General features: G+C 67.1%; 17 protein-coding genes and 3 pseudogenes. 13 read left to right on the top strand and 7 right to left on the bottom strand.

The genetic code is table 11. The features are described 5' to 3' along the window. Positions 1-103: pseudogene (locus tag WKI94_RS05375) on the bottom strand (Hsp20/alpha crystallin family protein); the annotation flags it as partial. A 97-nt stretch (positions 104-200) separates the two neighbouring features. Here WKI94_RS05375 and WKI94_RS05380 point away from each other — a divergent pair. From WKI94_RS05380 to WKI94_RS05390, 3 genes are read left to right on the top strand one after another with little or no spacing between them, the layout of a single operon-like run. Beyond that, positions 201-893, top strand: coding sequence for a rhodanese-like domain-containing protein (locus WKI94_RS05380; RefSeq protein ID WP_337844751.1), 693 nt, complete (start codon positions 201-203; stop codon positions 891-893). Continuing rightward, positions 890-1,513, top strand: a complete 624-nt coding sequence (locus tag WKI94_RS05385) for an MBL fold metallo-hydrolase (RefSeq protein WP_337844752.1) — start codon at positions 890-892, stop codon at positions 1,511-1,513. The genes WKI94_RS05380 and WKI94_RS05385 overlap by 4 nt, the downstream gene beginning before the upstream one ends. Beyond that, positions 1,501-2,238 (top strand): C4-type zinc ribbon domain-containing protein, encoded by a 738-nt coding sequence (locus WKI94_RS05390; protein WP_337844754.1) that lies wholly within the window; start codon positions 1,501-1,503, stop codon positions 2,236-2,238. The genes WKI94_RS05385 and WKI94_RS05390 overlap by 13 nt, the downstream gene beginning before the upstream one ends. On the opposite strand, the gene WKI94_RS05395 is transcribed toward WKI94_RS05390, so the two are convergent. Both WKI94_RS05395 and WKI94_RS05400 read right to left on the bottom strand, forming a co-directional pair. Continuing rightward, positions 2,235-2,663, bottom strand: a complete 429-nt coding sequence (locus WKI94_RS05395) for an OsmC family protein (RefSeq protein WP_337844755.1) — start codon at positions 2,661-2,663, stop codon at positions 2,235-2,237. The genes WKI94_RS05390 and WKI94_RS05395 overlap by 4 nt on opposite strands. A 15-nt stretch (positions 2,664-2,678) precedes the next feature. Continuing rightward, a complete protein-coding gene (locus WKI94_RS05400; protein WP_337844756.1) occupies positions 2,679-3,317 on the bottom strand; it encodes a DUF1648 domain-containing protein in 639 nt (212 codons plus the stop codon). 32 nt (positions 3,318-3,349) lie between these two features. On the opposite strand from WKI94_RS05400, the gene WKI94_RS05405 reads away from it, so the two are divergent. The 5 genes from WKI94_RS05405 (at position 3,350) to truA (ending at position 8,587) form a co-directional block, all read left to right on the top strand. Beyond that, complete coding sequence (locus WKI94_RS05405) at positions 3,350-4,105, top strand: metalloenzyme (protein ID WP_337844757.1); 756 nt, start codon at positions 3,350-3,352, stop codon at positions 4,103-4,105. 131 nt (positions 4,106-4,236) lie between these two features. After that, complete coding sequence (locus WKI94_RS05410) at positions 4,237-5,169, top strand: iron ABC transporter substrate-binding protein (protein ID WP_337844780.1); 933 nt, start codon at positions 4,237-4,239, stop codon at positions 5,167-5,169. 16 nt (positions 5,170-5,185) lie between these two features. Then, the gene (locus WKI94_RS05415) at positions 5,186-6,739 is read left to right on the top strand and encodes an iron ABC transporter permease (RefSeq protein WP_337844758.1); all 1,554 of its coding nucleotides are present in this window, start codon (positions 5,186-5,188) and stop codon (positions 6,737-6,739) included. Beyond that, entirely contained in the window at positions 6,718-7,755 is a 1,038-nt protein-coding gene (locus WKI94_RS05420; RefSeq protein WP_337844759.1) for an ABC transporter ATP-binding protein, read from the top strand. Before WKI94_RS05415 ends, WKI94_RS05420 begins: the two co-directional genes overlap by 22 nt. Before the next feature lie 10 nt (positions 7,756-7,765). Further along, positions 7,766-8,587 (top strand): tRNA pseudouridine(38-40) synthase TruA, encoded by an 822-nt coding sequence (gene truA / locus WKI94_RS05425; protein WP_337844760.1) that lies wholly within the window; start codon positions 7,766-7,768, stop codon positions 8,585-8,587. Here truA and WKI94_RS05430 read toward each other — a convergent pair. The 4 genes and pseudogenes from WKI94_RS05430 to erpA all read right to left on the bottom strand — a co-directional run bounded on the left by WKI94_RS05430 (position 8,532) and on the right by erpA (position 13,194). Beyond that, positions 8,532-9,719 carry an ABC transporter permease gene (locus tag WKI94_RS05430; protein WP_337844761.1) on the bottom strand — a complete coding sequence of 396 codons (1,188 nt, stop codon included), beginning with the start codon at positions 9,717-9,719 and terminating at the stop codon, positions 8,532-8,534. The two genes, truA and WKI94_RS05430, sit on opposite strands and share 56 nt — an antisense overlap. 9 nt (positions 9,720-9,728) lie before the next feature. Then, positions 9,729-10,739 (bottom strand): annotated as a pseudogene (locus WKI94_RS05435) (ABC transporter permease). Positions 10,740-10,834: 95 nt separating this feature from the next. Continuing rightward, a pseudogene (locus WKI94_RS05440) lies at positions 10,835-12,703 on the bottom strand (peptide ABC transporter substrate-binding protein). Positions 12,704-12,819: 116 nt separating this feature from the next. Beyond that, the gene (gene erpA / locus WKI94_RS05445) at positions 12,820-13,194 is read right to left on the bottom strand and encodes an iron-sulfur cluster insertion protein ErpA (RefSeq protein ID WP_337844762.1); all 375 of its coding nucleotides are present in this window, start codon (positions 13,192-13,194) and stop codon (positions 12,820-12,822) included. A gap of 79 nt (positions 13,195-13,273) precedes the next feature. On the opposite strand from erpA, the gene WKI94_RS05450 reads away from it, so the two are divergent. The 5 genes from WKI94_RS05450 (at position 13,274) to speA (ending at position 18,599) form a co-directional block, all read left to right on the top strand. Then, on the top strand, positions 13,274-14,404 hold the full coding sequence (locus WKI94_RS05450; RefSeq protein ID WP_337844763.1) for a M24 family metallopeptidase: 1,131 nt from the start codon (positions 13,274-13,276) through the stop codon (positions 14,402-14,404). Positions 14,405-14,519: 115 nt separating this feature from the next. Further along, a complete protein-coding gene (locus WKI94_RS05455) occupies positions 14,520-15,452 on the top strand; it encodes a ribose-phosphate pyrophosphokinase (protein WP_337844764.1) in 933 nt (310 codons plus the stop codon). Next, positions 15,449-16,159: an alpha/beta hydrolase gene (locus tag WKI94_RS05460; protein ID WP_337844765.1), complete on the top strand. Its 711-nt coding sequence runs from the start codon at positions 15,449-15,451 to the stop codon at positions 16,157-16,159. Before WKI94_RS05455 ends, WKI94_RS05460 begins: the two co-directional genes overlap by 4 nt. Beyond that, on the top strand, positions 16,159-16,710 hold the full coding sequence (locus tag WKI94_RS05465) for a DUF72 domain-containing protein (RefSeq protein WP_337844766.1): 552 nt from the start codon (positions 16,159-16,161) through the stop codon (positions 16,708-16,710). The genes WKI94_RS05460 and WKI94_RS05465 overlap by 1 nt, the downstream gene beginning before the upstream one ends. Then, positions 16,707-18,599 (top strand): biosynthetic arginine decarboxylase, encoded by a 1,893-nt coding sequence (gene speA / locus WKI94_RS05470; RefSeq protein ID WP_337844767.1) that lies wholly within the window; start codon positions 16,707-16,709, stop codon positions 18,597-18,599. Before WKI94_RS05465 ends, speA begins: the two co-directional genes overlap by 4 nt. Positions 18,600-18,614 lie beyond the last annotated feature (15 nt).

Genomic DNA, 18,614 nt, shown 5'->3' on the forward strand with positions numbered 1-18,614 from the left:
CCCAGGTCTCCTCAAAGAGCCGATTCACCTCCTCCAAGAGGGAGAACGGACCCCAGGTGCGGAAGGGCGTGAGTTCACGACCGTCCCGACGAACCAGGGTCATCTTCATCACCTCCACTTTTGCTTATATCATATGAGCGCATTTTTGTCAACTACCCTCCTCCCATCCCGCTTACCCCTGCGCCCCCTATAATCAGGGCATGGAGCTGCCCAAGAACGGGGTGCTGGTGGACACCCGGCCCAAGGGGGCCTACCTCAAGGGCCACCTGCCGGGGGCCCGGCACCTGGACCTCTCCGCCCCCCGGCTCCGCCTCCGGGAAGAGGCGGAGCTTAAGGCCCTGGAGGAGGGCCTCACCGAGCTCTTCCAAAGCCTGGGGCTCAAAAGCCCTGTGGTCCTTTACGACGAAGGGCTCACCAGCCGCCTCTGCCGGACGGCCTTCTTCCTGGGCCTTGGGGGGCTGGAGGTGGAGCTTTGGACCGAAGGCTGGGAACCCTACGCCACGGAAAAGGGGGAGGTGAGCCCCAAGCGCACGGACACTGTGGCCCGCCTGCGGCGGGACTGGCTCCTCACCGCGGACGAGGCGGCCCGGCACCCCCTTCTTCTGGACGTGCGTAGCCCAGAGGAGTTTAGGGGCCTGGTCCACCCCCCCTGCTGCCCCCGGGGCGGACGCATCCCCGGAAGCCGCAACGCCCCCTTAGAGCTCTTCTTGAGCCCCGATGGGCTCCTGGACCGGCTTGGCCTCACCCCAGGCCAGGAGGTGGGGGTTTACTGCCACTCCGGAGCCCGGAGCGCGGTGGCCTTCTTCATCTTGAGAAGCCTTGGGGTGCGGGCGCGGAACTACCTGGGCTCCATGCACGAGTGGCTCCAGGAGGGCCTTCCCACCGAGCCATGAGGACCCACCACCTCACCGTGGGCCCCTTGGGGGAGAACACCTACCTGGTGGAAACCCCGGAAGGGACGGTGCTGGTAGACCCCGGGGACGAGCCGGGGCAGATCCTCGGCCTGGCCCAGGGGCTCGGGCTCACCCCCAAGGCCATCCTCCTCACCCATGCCCACTTTGACCATGTGGGGGCGGTGGGCCCCTTGGTGGAGGCCCTGGAACTCCCCGTCTATCTCCACCCCCTGGACCTCCCCCTTTACGAGCGGGCCCAGGAGGCCGCGGCCCTTTGGGGGGTTTCCATCCCCAAGCCCCCCCTTCCCACAAGGCCCCTGGAGGAGGGGATGCGGCTTTTCGGCTTCACGGTCTGGCACCTGCCCGGGCACAGCCCGGGCCACGTGGCCTTCCTCTGGCCCGACCCTCCCCTCGCCCTTTCGGGGGACCTCCTCTTCCGGGGAAGCATCGGCCGCTACGACCTCCCCGGGGCCAACCCCAAGGCCCTCTTCCGCTCCCTGAAGCGGCTCTTAACCCTGCCCCCCAAAACGCGCATCCTCCCCGGGCACGGTCCGGAGACCACCCTGGGCCTCGAGGCGGAGGCCAACCCCTTCCTGGCGGGGATAAAATGGGAGGCGTGAACGGGGCGGAGCAAGTGGAGGCGCTTAGGGCCCTTTACGGCCTTCAGGAAAAGGACCTGGAGCTGGACCGGCTGAGGGAGGAGGCGGAAAGCCTCCCCGAGGAGCTCCTTGCGGTAAAGCGCCAGGTGGAGGCCCTGGAGGAACGCCTGGCCGGGCTTTTGGAGAGGCAGGCGGAACTGCAAAAGGAGTACAACCGCCACAGCCTGGACCTGGAGGACCTCACCGCCAAGGAGAAGCAGGCAGAGGCCGAGCAGCGCCAGGCCCAAAGCGCCAAGGAGCAGACCCAGTACGAGAACCGCATCCAGCAGATCCGGGACCGCATCCGCGAGCTTCTGGAGCTCTCCACTCCCCTCATGGAGGCCATGGAGAGCCTCGAGGGGGAGATCGCCCAGGTGGAGGAGGAGTTATCCCAGCTCCGGCCCCGCCTGGAGGCCCTCCTGGAGGAGAACGCCCGGCGGGTGGGGGGACTTAAGGAGACCATCGCCCTCAAGGAGGAAGAGAGGCGGGCCATGGCCCAGGGCATCCCCGAGGCCCTCCTCAAGGAGTACGAAGCCATCCGCCGCTCCCGGAAGGGCACGGGCATCGTGCGCATGCGAAGGCAGGGGAACGCTTTCCGCTGCGAGGGGTGCAACGTGGTCCTGCCCACCCACGTGGCGCAGAAGGTGGTCCAGGGGCAGGTGGTGCGCTGCCCCACCTGTGGCCGCCTGCTCCTTAAGGGGGATTAGAGGAGGCGGGCCTCGAGGCGGACCTCCCCCACCCCGGCCAGGGCCCGGGACACAGGGCAGCCCGCCTTGGCCTCCTCCGCAAGGCGCAGGAACTCCTCTGGAGAAATCCCCGGCACCTCAGCCTCTGTGACCAGCTCTATGCGGGCAAGGGTAGGCCGGCCCTCCACGGTCTCCAGGTGGACCCGGGCTTCGGTGGAAACCCGCTTGGGGGGGTAGCCCGCCCCCTCCAGCGCGGCGGAGAGGGCCATAGAGAAGCAGCCCGCGTGGGCCGCGGCGATGAGCTCCTCTGGATTCGTCCCCGCCCCTTCCTCAAACCGGGAGGGGAAGGAGTAGGGCCCCTCAAAGGCTTGGCTTCCTAGCCGCATAACCCCCTTACCGGTGCGCAACCCGCCTTCCCATACCGCGCTCGCTTTCCGTACGGGCATATGGACCTCCGGCTTTTACTCTAAAAAACCCTCCCCGCCCGAATCCTGGCCGGCCTTACGTTTCCAAAGGCCGTAGGAGTAGACGATGAGGAAAAGGGAAACCCCAAGGAGAAGCCCGAGGAAGGCCAGAACCCCTAAGCCCCTTGAGGGGAGGAAAAGCATCGCCCCTCCCAAGGCCCCAAACCCCCAGGCCGCGGCCCGGTGGACCTTCCGCCAAACCTCAGGGTCCTCCAGGGTCCAGGGGGTGCGCACCCCGGCGAAGTAGTTGGGGGGGATCCTTGGGAGGTAAAAAGCTAGGAAAAGGAAGAAAAGCCCTGCCACGCGGAAAAGGGGAGGCTCCGCCCACCAGCCCGCATAGACCCCCACGAGGGCCAGATGGAGGGCCAGGAAAAACCAGGCCAGGCCCACCATAAGCCCCTCGAGGCCCTGGGGCCTTTTGGGGTCCAGCCGCGGCAAGAGGGCGTGGAGGGGGAGGAGGAAGGTCATGATCAGGGGGAGGAGGAAGAGGGCCTCGAGGCGGCTCCCAAAGCGGTCGGGCTCCCCCTCTAGGTTCCAGTGGACGGGCAGGGGCTCAGGAAGGGTGGGGTAAAGGAAAAGGGCCACCCCCCACACGAGGAGAAGGGGAAGGGCTATCCAGAGGCCGTATCCCCGCATGAACCCAGTTTACCGCCCTGTAGGATAGGGAGGTGCTCCTCCTCTTCGTGGACGGCCTGGGCCTGGGCGGGACCCTGGAGGAGTCCTTCCCCCTCCTCCTCGCCCTCCGGCCCAGCCCCCTGGACGCCACCTTGGGGGTGGAAGGCCTGCCCCAGTCGGGCACCGGGCAGACCGCCCTCCTCACGGGGGTCAACGCGGCCGGGCTGCTGGGGCGGCACCAGGGGCCCTACCCCGCCCCAAGCCTGAGGCCCCTCCTCCGGCAAAGCCTCTACGCCTGGGCCAGGGCGCAAGGATTTCCCGTCCTCCACGCCAACGGTTACCGGGAGGCGTACCTGGAACAGGCCCTCTCCCCCAGGCGCCTCCGTCTTTCCGCCTTCGCCCTCGCCGCCCACCTGGCGGGGCTTCCCCTCCTCCCCCTAGGCCACCCCCTGGCCCTCTCCCCCGGCTTCTGGGAGGACCCTAGGGGGGAAGGGAGGAAGGCGGCCCGCCTGGCCCAAGCGTTCCCCCTGGTGGTGCTGGAGTACTGGGCCCTGGACCTGGCGGCCCACCGGGCCCCAGAAACCCTCCCTCAGCGCTTTCAGGAGCTTGGAGCCTTCGTGGAAAGCTTCCTGGAAGCAGGCGGGGAGCTCGTCCTGGTCTCCGACCACGGCAACGCGGAGGAGCCCTGGCACCCCCACCACACGCGAAACCCCGTGCCCCTGGTCTACACCAGCCCGGCCCCACCCCCACCGGGGGACCTCCCAGGCTTCCTCCCCTGGTTGCAAGCGATTATCACTTCTAAATGCTAAAAATCCGAGCGGAATACTTGACATTATGCCCCCACCCCCCTAGACTTGGGGGCGGAGGGCGCCCTCCTTAAGGAGGTGAACCGGTGAAGCGAGCGTTACCCCTCATCGCCTTAGCGGCCCTTGGCCTCGGGATGGCCCAGCAGACCCTTACGGTTTACAGCGGACGGGGGCAGAGCCTGGTGGAGCCCCTGATCAAGCAGTTTGAAGCGGACGCGGGCATCCGGGTCCAGGTGCGCTACGGAACCGACCCCCAGATCCTGGCCACCCTTCAGGAGGAAGGGGGCCGCTCCCCTGCAGACGTCTTCTGGGCCAACACCTCGGGCACCTTGGGCCAAGCAGCGGAGCGGGGGCTCCTAAGGCCCTTGGGGGAAAGCCTCCTGAAGATGCCCCTGGGTTTCGTGCCGGCTTCCAAGGCCTGGGTGCCCGTGACCCTGCGCCTGCGGGTCCTGGCCTATAACCCCCAGAAGGTGAAGGCAGAGGAACTGCCCCAGAGCATCCTGGATCTCCCTCGCTTCGCCCGGGAAAAGGGGCTTAAGGTGGGCTGGACCCCCACCTACTCCAGCTTCCAGGATATGGTGGCGGGGATGATCCTCTTCCACGGGGAGGAGGCCACCCGCCGGTGGCTCCAGGAGATGAAGGCCCTCTCCCCCAAGGGCTACGCCTCCAACCCCGCCATGCTGGACGCCATCCGCGCGGGGGAGGTGGACCTAGGCTCCACCAACCACTACTATGTCCTCCGGTTCCAACGAGCGGGCTACCAGCTCGGGGTGCATCACTTCAAGGACGGGGACGCGGGCAACCTGGCCCTGGTGACGGGGGCGGGGATCCTTAAGACCAGCAAGAACCTCCCCGCGGCCACCCGCTTCCTCACCTACCTCCTCTCCCCCAAGGCCCAGCAGTACTTCGTGGGCAACGTCGGGGAATACCCCTTGGTGAAGGGCGTGGTGCCGGACCCCAGGCTCCTTTCCCTGGAGGAGGCCCTCAAGAAGACCCCAAAGCTGGACGTTGAGAAGCTGGACCTGGACCGGGCCCTGAAGCTCCTAAGGGAGCTCGGGGTGCTCTAAAGGGGGTGGCCCCGGGATGACCCTGGCCCGCGCCAAAAACCAGCTCCCGGGGCTTTTGCCCTTCCTTCTCCCCGCCCTCCTCACGGGGGGCGGGGTGGTGCTGCCCCTCGTTTACCTCCTCCTGAGGGCCCTGGAGGCGGAGCCGGAGGCCCTAAGGGAGATCCTCCTCAGGCCTAAGAACCTGGAGCTTTTCCTGAACACCCTGGCCCTCCTCCTCGGGGTCCTCCTCCTCGCCACCCTGCTCGCCCTCCCCTTGGCCTTCCTCACCACCCGGACCGACCTCAGGGGAAAGCGCCTCTGGGCCACCCTACTGGCCCTGCCCCTGGCCGTGCCGGGGTATGTGGGGGCCTACGTGCTCCTTGCGGCCACGGGGCCTGGAGGGGTGCTCCCCCTGCCCCGCCTCGAGGGGTACTGGGGGGCGGTCCTGGTCCTGGGCTTCACCACCTACCCCTACCTCTTCCTGGCCTTGCGGGCGGCCTTTTTGGGCCTGGACCCCGGCCTGGAGGAGGCGGCCCGCACCCTGGGCAAGACCCCTGTGCGGGCCTTCCTTCAGGTGACCCTGCCCCAGCTCCTCCCCGCCTTCCTCTCCGGGACCTTGGTGGTGGCCCTGCACGTGGTGGGGGACTTCGGCACCGTAAGCCTCCTCCGCTATGAGACCTTCTCCTACGCCATCTACCTCCAGTACAATGCGGCCTTTGACCGGATTTACGCGGCTTGGCTCGCCCTCTTCCTCCTCCTCCTCACGGGTGGGCTTCTCCTCTTGGAAGGAGCTCTTCTAAGGCGGCTCCACTTGGCCCGCTCGGGGAAGGGCCTGGGAAGTAGGGGGCGGCCCCTTGCCCTAGGGGCCCTCCGGCCCTTGGCCTACGCCGCCCTCCTCCTTCCCCTGGTCCTCGCCCTCCTCTTCCCCCTCTTCGCCCTCTTTCACCTGGCAAGCCGCTTCCCTTCCGGGGGCCTCGCCGGTCTCCAGGAGGCCTTCTGGCACTCCGCCCTCCTGGCCCTGCCCGCCGCCTTCCTGGCGGTGGGGATGGCCCTCCCCATCGCCTACCTGCGGGTGCGCCAGCCCTCCCCGGCCTCCCAAGCCCTGGAGCGCCTGGCCTACCTGGGCTACACCATCCCCCCCTTGGCCTTCGCCCTGGCCTGGATCTTCTTCAGCCTGCGCGCAGTCCCCTTCCTCTACGGCACCCTCCCCCTCCTGATCCTGGTCCTGGCCTTCCACTTCCTGGCGGAGGCCTTAGGCCCCGTGCGGGGGGCGCTTTACCAGGTACCCAAGCGGCTGGAAGAGGCCGCAAGGACCCTGGGGGAAACCCCAGTGCGGGCCTTTTTCCGGGTCACCTTCCCCCTCCTATGGCGGGGGTCGGTGGCTGCGGGGGCCTTGGCCTTCATCGGGGCGGTGAAGGAGCTTCCCATCACCCTGCTCCTCACCCCCATGGGCTACAGCACCCTTTCCACCCGGGTTTTCAGCTACACTCAGGAAGCCATGTTCGCTGAGGCCGCACCTTTCGCCCTCCTCATCCTCCTCCTCTCCGCGGCCTTCGTGGGGGTGTTGCTTTGGAGCGAACGCCGTTACTAGAACTGGAGGGCATCGCCAAGCGCTACGGAGAGCTGGAGGTCCTGAAAGGGGTGGACCTGGTCCTCTACCCGGGGGAGATCCTGGCCCTTCTCGGGCCCTCGGGGTGCGGGAAGACCACCCTGTTGCGGGTGGTGGCGGGCCTCGAGGCCCCCGAAAGGGGGCGGGTCCTCCTGGAGGGGCGGGAGATCACCCACCTCCCTCCGGAGAAAAGGGGCATCGGCTTCGTCTTCCAGGACTACGCCCTCTTCCCCCACCTCACCGCCCTCGGGAACGTGGCCTTCGGCCTTAAGGGGAAAGACCGCCTGGAAAAGGCCCTAAAGGCCCTGGACCGGGTGGGGATGACCCTCTTCAAGGACCGGAGGCCCCACGAGCTCTCTGGGGGCCAGCAGCAGCGGGTGGCCCTGGCCCGTGCCCTGGCCCCAAGGCCCAAGCTCGTCCTCCTGGACGAGCCCTTCTCCAGCCTGGACGCGGGGCTTAGGGAGAGCACCCGGGAAGAGGTGCGCCGGATCCTCAAGGAGACGGGCACCGCCGCCCTCCTGGTCACCCACGACCAGGAGGAGGCCCTCTCCTTCGCCGACCGCCTGGGGCTCATGCGGGCCGGCAGGCTGGAGCAGGTGGGCACCCCCGAGGAGGTCTACCTGCGCCCCAAAACCCCCTTCGTGGCCCAGTTTCTGGGGCGGACCAACCTCCTTCCGGGGGAGGCCCGGGGGCGGTATGCGGAAACCTGCTTGGGGAAGGTGCCCCTCCTGGAGCCCGCCCAGGGAGCCGTCCTCCTCTCCATACGCCCTGAGGCCCTGCGCCTTGTCCCCCCGGGGGAGGGGGCGCGGGGGGCGGTGACGGCCCGGGCCTTCAAGGGGCACGACCTCACCTACCGGGTGCGCCTCCCCGAGCGGGAGGTTCTGGTGCAGGAAGCCCCGGGCTGCCCCTACCGGGAGGGGGACGAGGTGGGGGTTAGGGTGGAGGGGTTCGGGGTGGTCCTGGAAGGGGAGGCCCCCAGGGCCATCCAAAGGGCGTAGATTGGAGGGCGTGCGGCGGATCCTCCTCTTGGTGGAGTACGATGGCAGCGGGTTCGCGGGGCTTCAGCGGCAGCGGGCAGGCCTGCGCACGGTGCAGGGGGAGCTGGAAAGGGCCCTCCCCGCCATTGGGGCCCTCCCCAAGGCCGTGGCCGCGGGGCGGACAGACGCAGGCGTGCACGCCCTGGCCATGCCCTTCCATTTTGACCTTCCCGGACGGATCCCCACCGAGAAAATCCCCGAAGCCCTAAACCGCCTCCTCCCCGAGGACCTTAAGGCCCTCTCCGCCCGGGAGGTGCCCCTCACCTTCCACGCCCGGCGGGACGCGAAGAGCCGCACCTACCTCTACCGCCTCCTCCTAAGGCCCCACCCCTCCCCCCTCCTCCGCCAGCGGGCCTGGTGGCTCAAGGGCCCCTTGGACCTAAAGGCCATGGAGGAGGCCCTCCCCCTCCTCCTGGGCCGGCACAACTTCCTGGGCTTCGCCAAGGAGGAGGTGCGCCAGGGGGAAAGGGAACTGTACGAGGCCCGGCTGGAGCACCTGGAGGGTGAGGTTGGGCCGGAGGTGCACCTCTACTTCCGGGGGCATAGCTTCCTAAGGGGCCAGGTTAGGGGCATGGTGGGCACCCTGGTGGAGATCGGCCTTGGGAAGAGGCCCAAGGAGAGCCTAAGGGCCATCCTGGAAACGGGAGAGAGGCGCCTGGCCGGACCAAGCGCCCCTCCGCAAGGGCTTTACTTCGTGGAGGCCAGGTACGACCTTAAGCCCCCAGCTGTTTGGGGTCTCAGAGCCGGCTTCGGGGATCCAGGGCATCCCGCAGACCGTCCCCCAGGTAGTTAAAGGCCAGCACGGTGATGACGATCATGAACCCTGGGGGCAGGGCAAGCCAGGGGGCGGTGAAGATGTACTCCTGGGCGTTGGTGAGCATGTTCCCCCAGGTGGCCACGGGAGGCTGGATGCCGAAGCCCAGGAAAGAAAGGGCAGCCTCCACCAGGATGGCCCCACCGATCTGCAAGGTGGCCTGGACGATGAGGGGGGCCAGGGTGTTGGGCACCAGGTGGCGGAACATGATCCGGGCGTCCGTGGCCCCGAGGGCCTGGGCGGCGGTGGCGTAGTCCTGCTCCCTTAAGGAGAGGATGTTCCCCCGCACCAGCCGGGCGGTGCCCAGCCAGCCAAAGAGGACCAGGATGGTGATGATGATGAACACGCTGGCCGCATCCCCAAACACCCCTTGCGCCCACTGGCCCACCTTCACCCCGGGGTCCCGGAGGAGGGCGGAAAGCACCAAAAGAAGGGGCAGGGTGGGGATGGTAAGCATGAAGTCTATGAGGCGGCTGATGGCCACGTCCAGGTCCAGGCGGATCTGGCCCTTAAGTCCGTACCACCCCGCAAAGAGGACCAGAGCGAGCACCAGGCCAAACCCCAGGTAACTCCCCAGGGCCCCCGCCCGGATCCCGTCCTCGGCCAGGGCCCAGGCGATGGAAAGAGCCAGGTAGAGCGCCCCATAGTAGAGGAACCAGGAGAAGACCCGCCAAAGGGCGAAGGAAAGGGGGTAGAACCCCTCCTTCTCCCGGCGCAAGGGACCCAGGTAAAACCTAAGGGGGCGGCCCGCGAAGTAGCCCGCCAGGGTCCCCATGACCGTACCCAGGATCACGCTGGAAAAGGCTACGGCGAAGCCCACTAGAAGGGAGATGCGGGAACCGTAGATGATGCGGGAAAGGACATCCCGCCCCAGGTCGTCCGTACCCAGGGGGTGCTCCCGGGAAGGGGGGTTGAAGTAGTACTGGCCCACGTCCTCCCCGGTGGGTTGGGCTGTGGGGTCGTAGGGGGCGATCCAGGGGGCGAAGATGGCCATGAGGATAAGGAGCGCGATGACGATGAGGCCCGCCATGGCCATCTTGTGCCGCCTGAGGCGCCGCCAGAAAAGGCTTAGGAACGTGCGCGGCTTGGGGGTTACCGCTTGTGTCGCCATGGGTTCCTCCTAACTGTAGCGGATGCGGGGGTCCACCACCGCATAGGCCAGGTCGGCCAGTAGGTTGAAAAGGGCGGTCATGAGGGCTAAGAAGGCCAGGGCGGCCATGGCCACGTTGTAGTCCTTCTCCACCAGGGCGTCAAAGATGGCCCGCCCCATCCCGGGGTAGCTGAAGATGGTCTCGGTGATGGTGGCCCCGCCCAAAACCCCGGGGATGGCCAGGCCCACCAAGGTCACGATGGGGATGAGGGCGTTGCGGAGGGCGTGCTTGTAGAGCACCACCCGCTCGGAAAGCCCCTTGGCCCGGGCGGTGCGGATGTAGTCCTGGGAGAGGACCTCCAGGAGGGAAGCCCGCATGAACCGGGTCCACTCGGCCATCTGCAGGGCGGAAAGGGTCAGCACCGGCAGGATCAGGTGCCAGGCCCACTGGCCCAGGAAAGCCCAAACGCTCACCGCCCCGGAGCAGACGTCCTCCCAAAGGACGGGGGGCACGCCCTCGGTGGGGAACTTGGGGAAGCCAGGGACGCGCTCGGGGAGGACGATGGCGAAGAGGTAAAGGAGGAGGATCCCCAGGAAGAAGACGGGCATGGAGAAGCCCACGAAGGAAAGGAAGGTGATGGCGTAGTCCGCCAGGGAGTACTGGCGCACCGCGGAGAACACCCCCACGGGGATGGCCACGAGGAGGGCCAAGGTGAGGGCGAGCCCTGAGAGGACCAGGGTCTTGGGCAGGCGTTGGACGAAGATGTGCTCCGCCGCCGGGATCACGTAGGTGCGGCTGTAGCCCAGATCGCCCCGCACCGCCCGGGAAAGCCACTTGAAGTAGCGGATGTGGAGGGGTTAGTCCAGGCCGTAAGCCCGCTTCAAGGCTTCAAACTGCTCCGCGGTGATGCGGGGGTTCTGCCGCCTGAGCTCCTCCAGGGGGTCCCCCGGCTGCAGGGCAAGGAGGGCGTAGATGACCACGCTGGCCGCAAGGAGCAGGGGCACCATCTGTAAAAGCCTTCGCACCGTGTAGGCGAACACCGTTTTACCTCCTCATTTGTGGACCTAAAAGCCCGCTTGGGGCGCGAAAAAGCCCGCTGGGGTTCTCCCCAGCGGGCCCCACTATACCACCCAGGCTACTTGGTGGAAAGGGCGTACTTCGCCTGGTCCCATTTCTTCACGGCGCCGCGGCTCTCCCAGCCGATCTCCCAGGCGTTCCAGCCGGGGTAACCGAACCCGCCCGCGTAGGCGCTGGCCACGTAGTTCACGAGGCCCTTGCGCACCACGTAGGGGTTGGCGCGGAAGTAAAGGGGCAGAGCGGGAAGCTCCTCAGCCCAGATCTCCTGGGCCCGGGCAAAGAGCTGCTTCCGCTTCTCGGGGTCAAACTCCAGCACGGCCTGGCTGGTGAGGCGGTCAAACTCATCGTTGCGCCAGCCGCCGATGTTCTGGCCCTGGTAGTTGTTGTCCTTGGTGGGCACCATGATGGCCCCAGTGTTCAGGTTCTTGTACTGGAAGAGGGAACCATCCTCGGCCAGGCTGGAGACCCAGGCGAACTCAAACATCCCGGTCCACTTGCAGTCCACCGCCCGCTGGATGTAGTCGTCGGAGAAGACCACGGAGCTCGGGGCGCTGTTGATCTTAACGGCGATGCCGATCTTCTTCAGGTCCTCGGCGAAGAACTGCTGGGTGCGCTCGCGGATGGCGTTGCCCGCGGTGGTCACGTACTCAATCTCAAAGCGCACCGTCCGGCCGCCCACCGTGCGCTGGAGGATGCCGTCTGGCCCCTTGCGCCAGCCCATCTGCGCGAGAAGGGCCTCCGCCTTCTTGAGGTCAAACTCGTACTTCTTCACAGTGGGGTTGTAGAGGGGGTTGACGGGGGCGATCCAGGTGTGGGCCACGGGCTGGAGGCCGTCGAAGAAGGCCTTCACCAGACCTTCCCGGTTCAGGGCATGGAGGAGGGCCTGCCGGGTGCGTACGTCGTTCAGGCCCAGATCCCGCACGGTCTGGCAGCTCTCAAACTTGTTGATGTCGATGTGCTCCCAGATGGCCCCGGGCACGAACCAGATGTCAAAGCGGCCAGGAGCACGGGAGGTAAGCTGGCGGCTGCGGCCCTGGTCAAAGGTGAGGGAAACGCTGGAGGTGGCGTCAATGGAACCGCCGATCACCGCCACCAGGAGGGAGTTGGTGTTCTGGATGAAGCGGTAGACCACCTTCTGGACGTACTTGTTCTCCCCGCCCTCGGGCTTGATGGGGAAGTTGGGGTTCCGGTGCATCTCGATGGAGTTCCCCGGCACCCAGCGGCGGAGCTTGAAGGCCCCGGAGTAGACCATGGCCCCCCGGTTCAGGGCCTGGGGCGTGGAGAACTTGAGGAAGAAGTTCCGGTAGAGCTCGTTGAGCTTCTCCGCGTCCTTGTCGGGGTCCAGGTTGCGGGCTGCGGCCTTCACCTTCTCCCATTCGGGCCCCATGATGTGCTTGGGCGCATAGCCCATGGGGGAGCCATAGGTGTCGTAGTAGTAAGCGGGCTCAAAGATCACGGTGAAGTTGCGGGCGTCCTTCACCCGCAGGTTGACCCGCTCCCAGTAGTCGGGGTTGAGGACAGGCATGCCCTTGGCCTTACCCACCTCAAAGTAGAACTGCACGTCCTCGGTGGTGATGGGGCGGCCGTCGGACCAGCGGGCGTCGGGGCGGATGGTGAGGTCCATCTCCAGCCGCTTCTTGCCCCCGCCAATGTCCGTCACCCGGAGGCGCCCGTTCTACTGGGTGGGCACCTCCGTGGCCAGGACGGGGAAGTTCTGGCTGTCCGCGTTAAAGCCGATGAAGGGGGCAAAGAGGTACCCCTCAATCTCCGACTTGATGGCCTGGTTGCTGATGACGCTGAGGAAGTCCCCGGCCAGGACCCTGGGCTCCTGGGAAGCCCCAACGACCAGGCTGTTGTCCTGGGGACCGGCCAGGGCCAGGCCCAGAGCCGTTAGACCGAGTACAACCAGCTTACCTGCCTTCGTCATATTGCCTCCTTTCGCGGCACTCGGCACTCCTTAGTGGCCGCCCTTATTATAGGCTGCTCCCCTGGTGGGTCAAAAAGAGAAAAGGCTAAAGGGGGCTTAAGCCCCCCTCGCCTCCTCTAGTGGCCGCAGGTTCTGGCCTCTCCCTCCTGGTCTTTGGTGCGGAAGGAGTGGCCGCAGCCACAGGTGCTCGCCGCGTTAGGGTTGTTTACAGTAAAGCCGCCCCCCATGAGGCTTTCCACCCAGTCGATCTCCGAGCCCACCAGGTAGGGGAGGGACATGGGGTCCACCACCAGGCGCACCCCGTGCATCTCCACGAAGGTATCCCCCTCCAGCTCCCTCTCGTCCACCGCCATCCCGTACTGGAAGCCGGAGCACCCGCCGGATTTGATGTACACCCGGATGGCCGCGTGCTCCTTGCCGTAGCGGGCCAGGATCTCCTTGGCCTTCGCCGCCGCCTGAGGGGTGATGCTCAGCACAGTTTCTTGGACCATACCCGCCTCCTTACCCCCCACATTATCAGGGAAAGGGTAGGCAAGGGTGAGGTGGCTCACGGAGGAATAGGATGGAGCCATGGACATCGCCAAGGTGCAGGAAGCCCTGCGGGAAGAGCGCCTGGACGGGTGGCTCCTCTATAGCTTCGGCCAGGGGAACCCCTTGGCCCTCGAGGCCCTAGGCCTCGAGGGGCTCCACCTCACCCGCCGCTTCGCCTACCTCATTCCCCGGGAAGGGACCCCCACCCTGCTCTGCCACGCCATAGAGGAAAGCCTCTTCCCTTCTTTGCCCGGAGGGCGGAGGGTCTACCACACCTGGCGGGGGTTTGCGGAGGGATTAGAGGGGCTTTTGGGAGGGAAAAGGCGGGTGGCCCTGGAGTACGTACCCGGCGGGGCCATCCCCTACCTCTCCCGGGTGGACGGGGGTACCCTGGACCTCCTCCGCGCCCTGGGGGTGGAAGCGGTCTCCTCCTGGCCCCTCCTCCTCCTTTTCCAGACCTGGGACGAGGAGGCCCTGAAACGCCACCGCCGGGCCGTGAAGGGGCTCCTCCAGGCCCGGGACCGGGCGCTACGCCTCCTCCGGGAAAACCCTCAGGTTACGGAGAAGGAAGTCCAGGGGACCATGGCGGAAACCCTCCTGGCCCTGGGCCTCACCTTTGACCACCCCCCCATGGTGGCCTTTGGGCGGAACGCCGCTAACCCCCACCACGAACCTGGGGCGGCGCGGCTAGAAGTGGGGGAGGTGGTCCTATTGGACCTCTGGGCCAAGGAGCCCGGGGGGGTCTATGCGGACCTCACCTGGATGGCGGGGCTTGGGGTGGCCGAGGCCGCCCACCGGGCCTTCGCCGCGGTGGCGCGGGCCCGGGACGAGGCCATCCGCTTTGTGGCCCAGGCCTACCGGAGGGGGGAGCATCCCAAGGGGTTTGAGGTGGACCGGGTGGCCCGGAAGGTCCTGGAGGAGGCGGGCTACGGGGCCTATATTCGCCACCGCACGGGGCATAACCTAGGCCGAGAGGTCCACGGCGCCGGGCCCCACCTGGACGACCTCGAGACCCACGACTTCCGCCCCCTGGTGCCGGGGCTGGCCTTTACCGTGGAGCCCGGGGTGTACCTGCCGGACTTCGGGGTGCGCACGGAGGTGAACGTCTACCTCCACCCCGAGGGCCCCGAGGTCACCACCCCCCTCCAGGAGGCCATCACCCCCCTTTGAGTACCCCACCGAGGCTTTCGGGCCCCAGAAAAGGGGTTCCGCGCGTCCAAAGCCCTGCAGGACCTTCTCAGCAAAGGCACTTACCCCCCAGGGGCGTGCTATCCTGGTGGGCGGCATGGACCGCCCCCTCCTGATCTTTTCCGGTCAGTCCAACCGCCCCCTGGCCCAGGCCATCGCCGACGCCTTGGGCCTGCCCTTGGGGAAGAGCACCACGCTGCGCTTCGCCAACGACAACCTCTTCGTGCGCTTTGAGGAAAGCCTAAGGGAAGGGGACGTCTTCATCGTCCAGTCCCTCACCCCCCCGGTGCAGGACCACCTAATGGAGCTCCTCATGATGGTGGACGCGGCCAAGGGGGCCAGCGCCGCCCGGGTCACCGCGGTGATCCCCTACTTCTCCTACGCCCGCAGCGACAAGAAGGACGCCCCCCGGATCTCCATCACCGCCCGGCTCATCGCCGACCTCCTCCAGACCGCGGGGGCCGACCGGGTCCTCACCATGACCCTCCACTCCCCCCAGGTCCACGGCTTCTTCAAGATCCCCGTGGACCACCTTTCCGCCGAGCCGGTCATCGCCAACCATTTCGCCACCCGCGTGGACCTGGAAAACGCGGTGGTGGTGGCCCCGGATGCGGGGGACCTCAAGCGGGCAAGCTCCCTGGCCCGCAGGCTCCGTCTCCCCCTGGCCTTCATTGACAAGGAGCGGGTCTCGGACACGGAGGTCCGGGTGCGGATGCTGGTGGGGGAGGTGAAGGGGAAAACGGCCCTCATCGTGGACGATGAGATCTCCACCGCGGGGAGCCTGGTGGAAGCGGTGGAGGCCCTCCTGCAGGCGGGGGCCAAGGAGGTCTACGCTGCCGCCACCCACGGAGTCTACGTGGGCCCGGCCCTGGAGCGCATCGCCAAGAGCCCCGTGAAGGAGGTGGCGGCCACGGACACCTGCCCCTCCAAGGAAGGCCCCAAGCTCAAGACCCTCACCGTGGCCCCCCTCTTTGCCGAGGCCATCTGGCGCATCCACCGGGGGGAGTCGGTCTCGAGCCTCTTCACATGAGGGAAGAACGCCTCCACCTGGTGGGCCTCCCCGCCCTCCTCAAGCGCCCCGATGACCCCAAGGCCCTCCTCCTCGTCCTCCACGGCCTTCAAGGGTCTAAGGAGCATATCCTTGGCCTCCTTCCCGGCTACGCGGAACGGGGCTTCGCCCTTCTCGCCTTTGACGCCCCAAGGCACGGGGAAAGGGTGGGCCCACCCCCCTCGGCCAAAAGCCCCCGCTACGTGGAGGAAGTCTACCAGGTGGCCCTGGGGTTCAAGGAAGAGGCCCTCAGGGTGGCGGAGGAAGCGGGAACGCGCTTTGGCCTCCCCCTCTACCTGGCAGGGGGAAGCCTTGGGGCCTTCGTGGTCCACCTCCTCCTCTCGGAGGGCTTCCGGCCTAGGGCGGCCCTCGCCTTCATCGGAAGCGGCTTCCCCATGAAGCTCCCCCAAGGGCAGGTGCTGGAGGACCCGAGGGTGCAGGCCCTTTACGAGACTCCTCCCGCTCTGAGGGGTGCGGCCTACGGGGGGGTGCCCCTCCTCCACCTTCACGGCACCAAGGACCTCATCGTCCCCCTGGAGCGCATGGAAAAGACGGTGGAGGCCTTGAGGCCCCACTACCCCGAAGGCCGCCTGGCCCGGTTCGTGGAGGAGGGGGCGGGGCACACCATCACCCCCCTCATGGCCCGGGTGGGCCTGGCCTTCCTCGAGGCCTGGGGGGAAGGGGCCTGATGGTCCTGGTGGGCCTCCGAGGCTACCGGGGCTACCCTAGAGGGTTCAGGGCCTACCGGAAGGCCTTCCCCACGGTGGAGCTCTCCTGGTGGCACCGTGTGGGGGACCCGAGGACCATCGCCCGGCTTAGGGCCCTGGCCCCCCCGGGCTTCCGCTTCAGCGTCCATGGCCACAAGCACCTCACCTTCCGCCCCTCGGGGGAGGAGAGGCGGGTTTTGAGGCGCTTTCTCCGCCGCTTCCGGGCCTTTGGGGAAAAGAGGGGGGCGGTGCACCTCCTCGTGCCCCAGGTGGAGCCCGAAGCCTTTCTGGCCTGGCTGGACCTCTTGGAGGAGGTGCAGGGGGAGTTGGGACGGGTTCCCATCGCCTTCCAGGCCCCAAGGGCCCTCCAGGAGCCCATCCGCAAGCGGGGCTACGCCCTGGTGAACGAGGAAGGGGGGCCTTTCCTCTACCTCCTGGACCCGACAAGGGTGCCGGAGGAGGGGGAGGGGTTTGCCTACTTCACAAACCCGCCCCCCGGGCCTACACTCATAGCGGAGGTTGACCCGGATTGAAGGCGGCCAAGCGTTTTTCCCCCAAAGAGGCGGAGGAGATCTACCTGGTCCCCCACTGGGGGGCGGGGTTTTTCCGGGTGGGCGAGGAAGGGAAGCTGGAGGTAACCCCCCTAGGCCCCAAGGGCCCGGTGGCGAGCCTTTTGGAGATCGTGGAGGCCCTTAGGGACGAGGGGCGGCCCCTCCCCATGCTCCTCCGCTTCCCCCAGATCCTGGAGGCCCGGGTGCGGGAGCTCAACGAGGCCTTCCGGAGCGCCATGGAGAAGTACGGCTATGGGGGGGGCTACCAGGGGGTCTACCCGGTGAAGGTGAACCAAAGGCGGCTCGTCCTGGAGACCATCGCCCGCGCCGGGAGGCCCTATCACCACGGCCTCGAGGCGGGGAGCAAGGCCGAGCTCACCCTCATCCTGGCCCAGGACCTTTCCGAAAAGGCCCTCATCACCACCAACGGCTTCAAGGACGACGATTTCATCCGCCTGGCCCTCATGGGGCGGAAGCTGGGCCGGAACGTGGTGGTCACCCTGGAGAAGTTCGCGGAGCTCGCCCGGGTGGTGCGGCTTTCCGGGGAGCTTGGAGTGGAGCCCCAGATCGGCATCCGCTACAAGCTCAAGGCCAAGGGGGCAGGGCAGTGGGAAAGTAGCGGCGGGGAAAACGCCAAGTTTGGCCTCACCACGCCGGAGATCCTGAAGGCGGTGGAGATCCTGAAGGAAAAGGGCCTCCTCCACAGCCTGGTCATGGTCCATGCCCACATCGGCAGCCAGGTCACGGACATCCGCAAGATCAAGGCCGCGGTGCGGGAGGCGGCCCAGACCTACGTCCAGCTGAGGAAGCTTGGGGCTCCCGTGCGCTACCTGAACCTGGGCGGGGGGCTTGCGGTGGACTACGACGGCTCCAAGACCAACTTCTACGCCTCCGCCAACTACACCCTCCCCGAGTACGCGGAGGACCTGGTCTACGTGACCAAGGAGGTGGTGGAGGCCGCGGGGGAACCCCACCCCACCCTGGTCACGGAGTCCGGGCGGGCGGTGACCGCCTACCACAGCGTCCTGGTCCTGGAGGTCACGGACGTCATCACCCCCCCCGGGGAGGCGCGCCCAAGCCCGCCGCCAGAGGACGCCCACCCCCTGGTGCAGGAGCTTTGGGAGGGGCTTCAGGGGCTTAACGCCAAGAACTTCCGCGAGGTCTACCACGACGCCTTCTCCGACAAGGAAACCCTCCAGACCCTCTACGACCTGGGCCTCGTCTCCTTAAGGGACCGGGCCCTGGCGGAGGAGATCTTCTACCACATCGCCCGCCGGGTCTACGTCCTGGCCCAGGAACTCCCCTACACTCCGGACGAGCTGGAGGATTTGGAAAAGCTCCTAGCAGACAAGTTGGTCTGCAACTTCTCCATCTTCCAAAGCCTCCCCGACGCCTGGGCCATCCACCAGCTCTTCCCCATCGTGCCCCTTTCCCGCCTGGACGAAAGGCCCACCCGCAGGGCCACCCTGGTGGACATCTCCTGCGATTCCGACGGGAAGATAGACCGCTTCATTGACCTGCACGACGTGCGCCACACCCTCCCCGTCCACGCCGTGCGCCCAGGGGAACCCTACTACCTCGGGGTCTTCCTGGTGGGGGCCTACCAGGACGTGCTGGGCTCCAACCACAACCTCTTCGGCCAGGTGGGGGAGGCCCACGTGACGGTGGGGGAGGAGGGGTTTGCCATTGAGCGCTTCGTGCCGGGGGAGACGGCGGAGAAGGTCATTGAGAAGATGGGCTTCACCGCGAGAGAGCTGGCCCTGGGGGTGGAGCGGCTGGTGCGGCAAAGCCGGCTCTCCCCCGCGGCCAAGGGGGCCTTCCTGGAGCGGTACGCTAGGGAGCTCCAGGGCTACACCTACCTCGAGGACTAGCCCCCTGGGCTATAC

Origin of the sequence: Thermus sp., from assembly GCF_037444525.1 — a bacterium.
Taxonomy (GTDB): Bacteria; Deinococcota; Deinococci; order Deinococcales; family Thermaceae; genus Thermus.

Bases quoted from the DNA above. Each gene is read 5' to 3' on its own strand.
- WKI94_RS05385 (WP_337844752.1), top strand. From the start codon at position 890: ATGAGGACCCACCACCTCACCGTGGGCCCCTTGGGGGAGAACACCTAC.
- WKI94_RS05455 (WP_337844764.1), top strand. From the start codon at position 14,520: ATGGACCGCCCCCTCCTGATCTTTTCCGGTCAGTCCAACCGCCCCCTG.
- WKI94_RS05415 (WP_337844758.1), top strand. From the start codon at position 5,186: ATGACCCTGGCCCGCGCCAAAAACCAGCTCCCGGGGCTTTTGCCCTTC.
- WKI94_RS05450 (WP_337844763.1), top strand. From the start codon at position 13,274: ATGGACATCGCCAAGGTGCAGGAAGCCCTGCGGGAAGAGCGCCTGGAC.
- WKI94_RS05410 (WP_337844780.1), top strand. From the start codon at position 4,237: ATGGCCCAGCAGACCCTTACGGTTTACAGCGGACGGGGGCAGAGCCTG.
- WKI94_RS05390 (WP_337844754.1), top strand. From the start codon at position 1,501: ATGGGAGGCGTGAACGGGGCGGAGCAAGTGGAGGCGCTTAGGGCCCTT.
- erpA (WP_337844762.1), bottom strand. From the start codon at position 13,194: ATGGTCCAAGAAACTGTGCTGAGCATCACCCCTCAGGCGGCGGCGAAG.
- WKI94_RS05465 (WP_337844766.1), top strand. From the start codon at position 16,159: ATGGTCCTGGTGGGCCTCCGAGGCTACCGGGGCTACCCTAGAGGGTTC.
- WKI94_RS05430 (WP_337844761.1), bottom strand. From the start codon at position 9,719: ATGGCGACACAAGCGGTAACCCCCAAGCCGCGCACGTTCCTAAGCCTT.
- WKI94_RS05460 (WP_337844765.1), top strand. From the start codon at position 15,449: ATGAGGGAAGAACGCCTCCACCTGGTGGGCCTCCCCGCCCTCCTCAAG.
- WKI94_RS05380 (WP_337844751.1), top strand. From the start codon at position 201: ATGGAGCTGCCCAAGAACGGGGTGCTGGTGGACACCCGGCCCAAGGGG.
- WKI94_RS05395 (WP_337844755.1), bottom strand. From the start codon at position 2,663: ATGCCCGTACGGAAAGCGAGCGCGGTATGGGAAGGCGGGTTGCGCACC.
- WKI94_RS05400 (WP_337844756.1), bottom strand. From the start codon at position 3,317: ATGCGGGGATACGGCCTCTGGATAGCCCTTCCCCTTCTCCTCGTGTGG.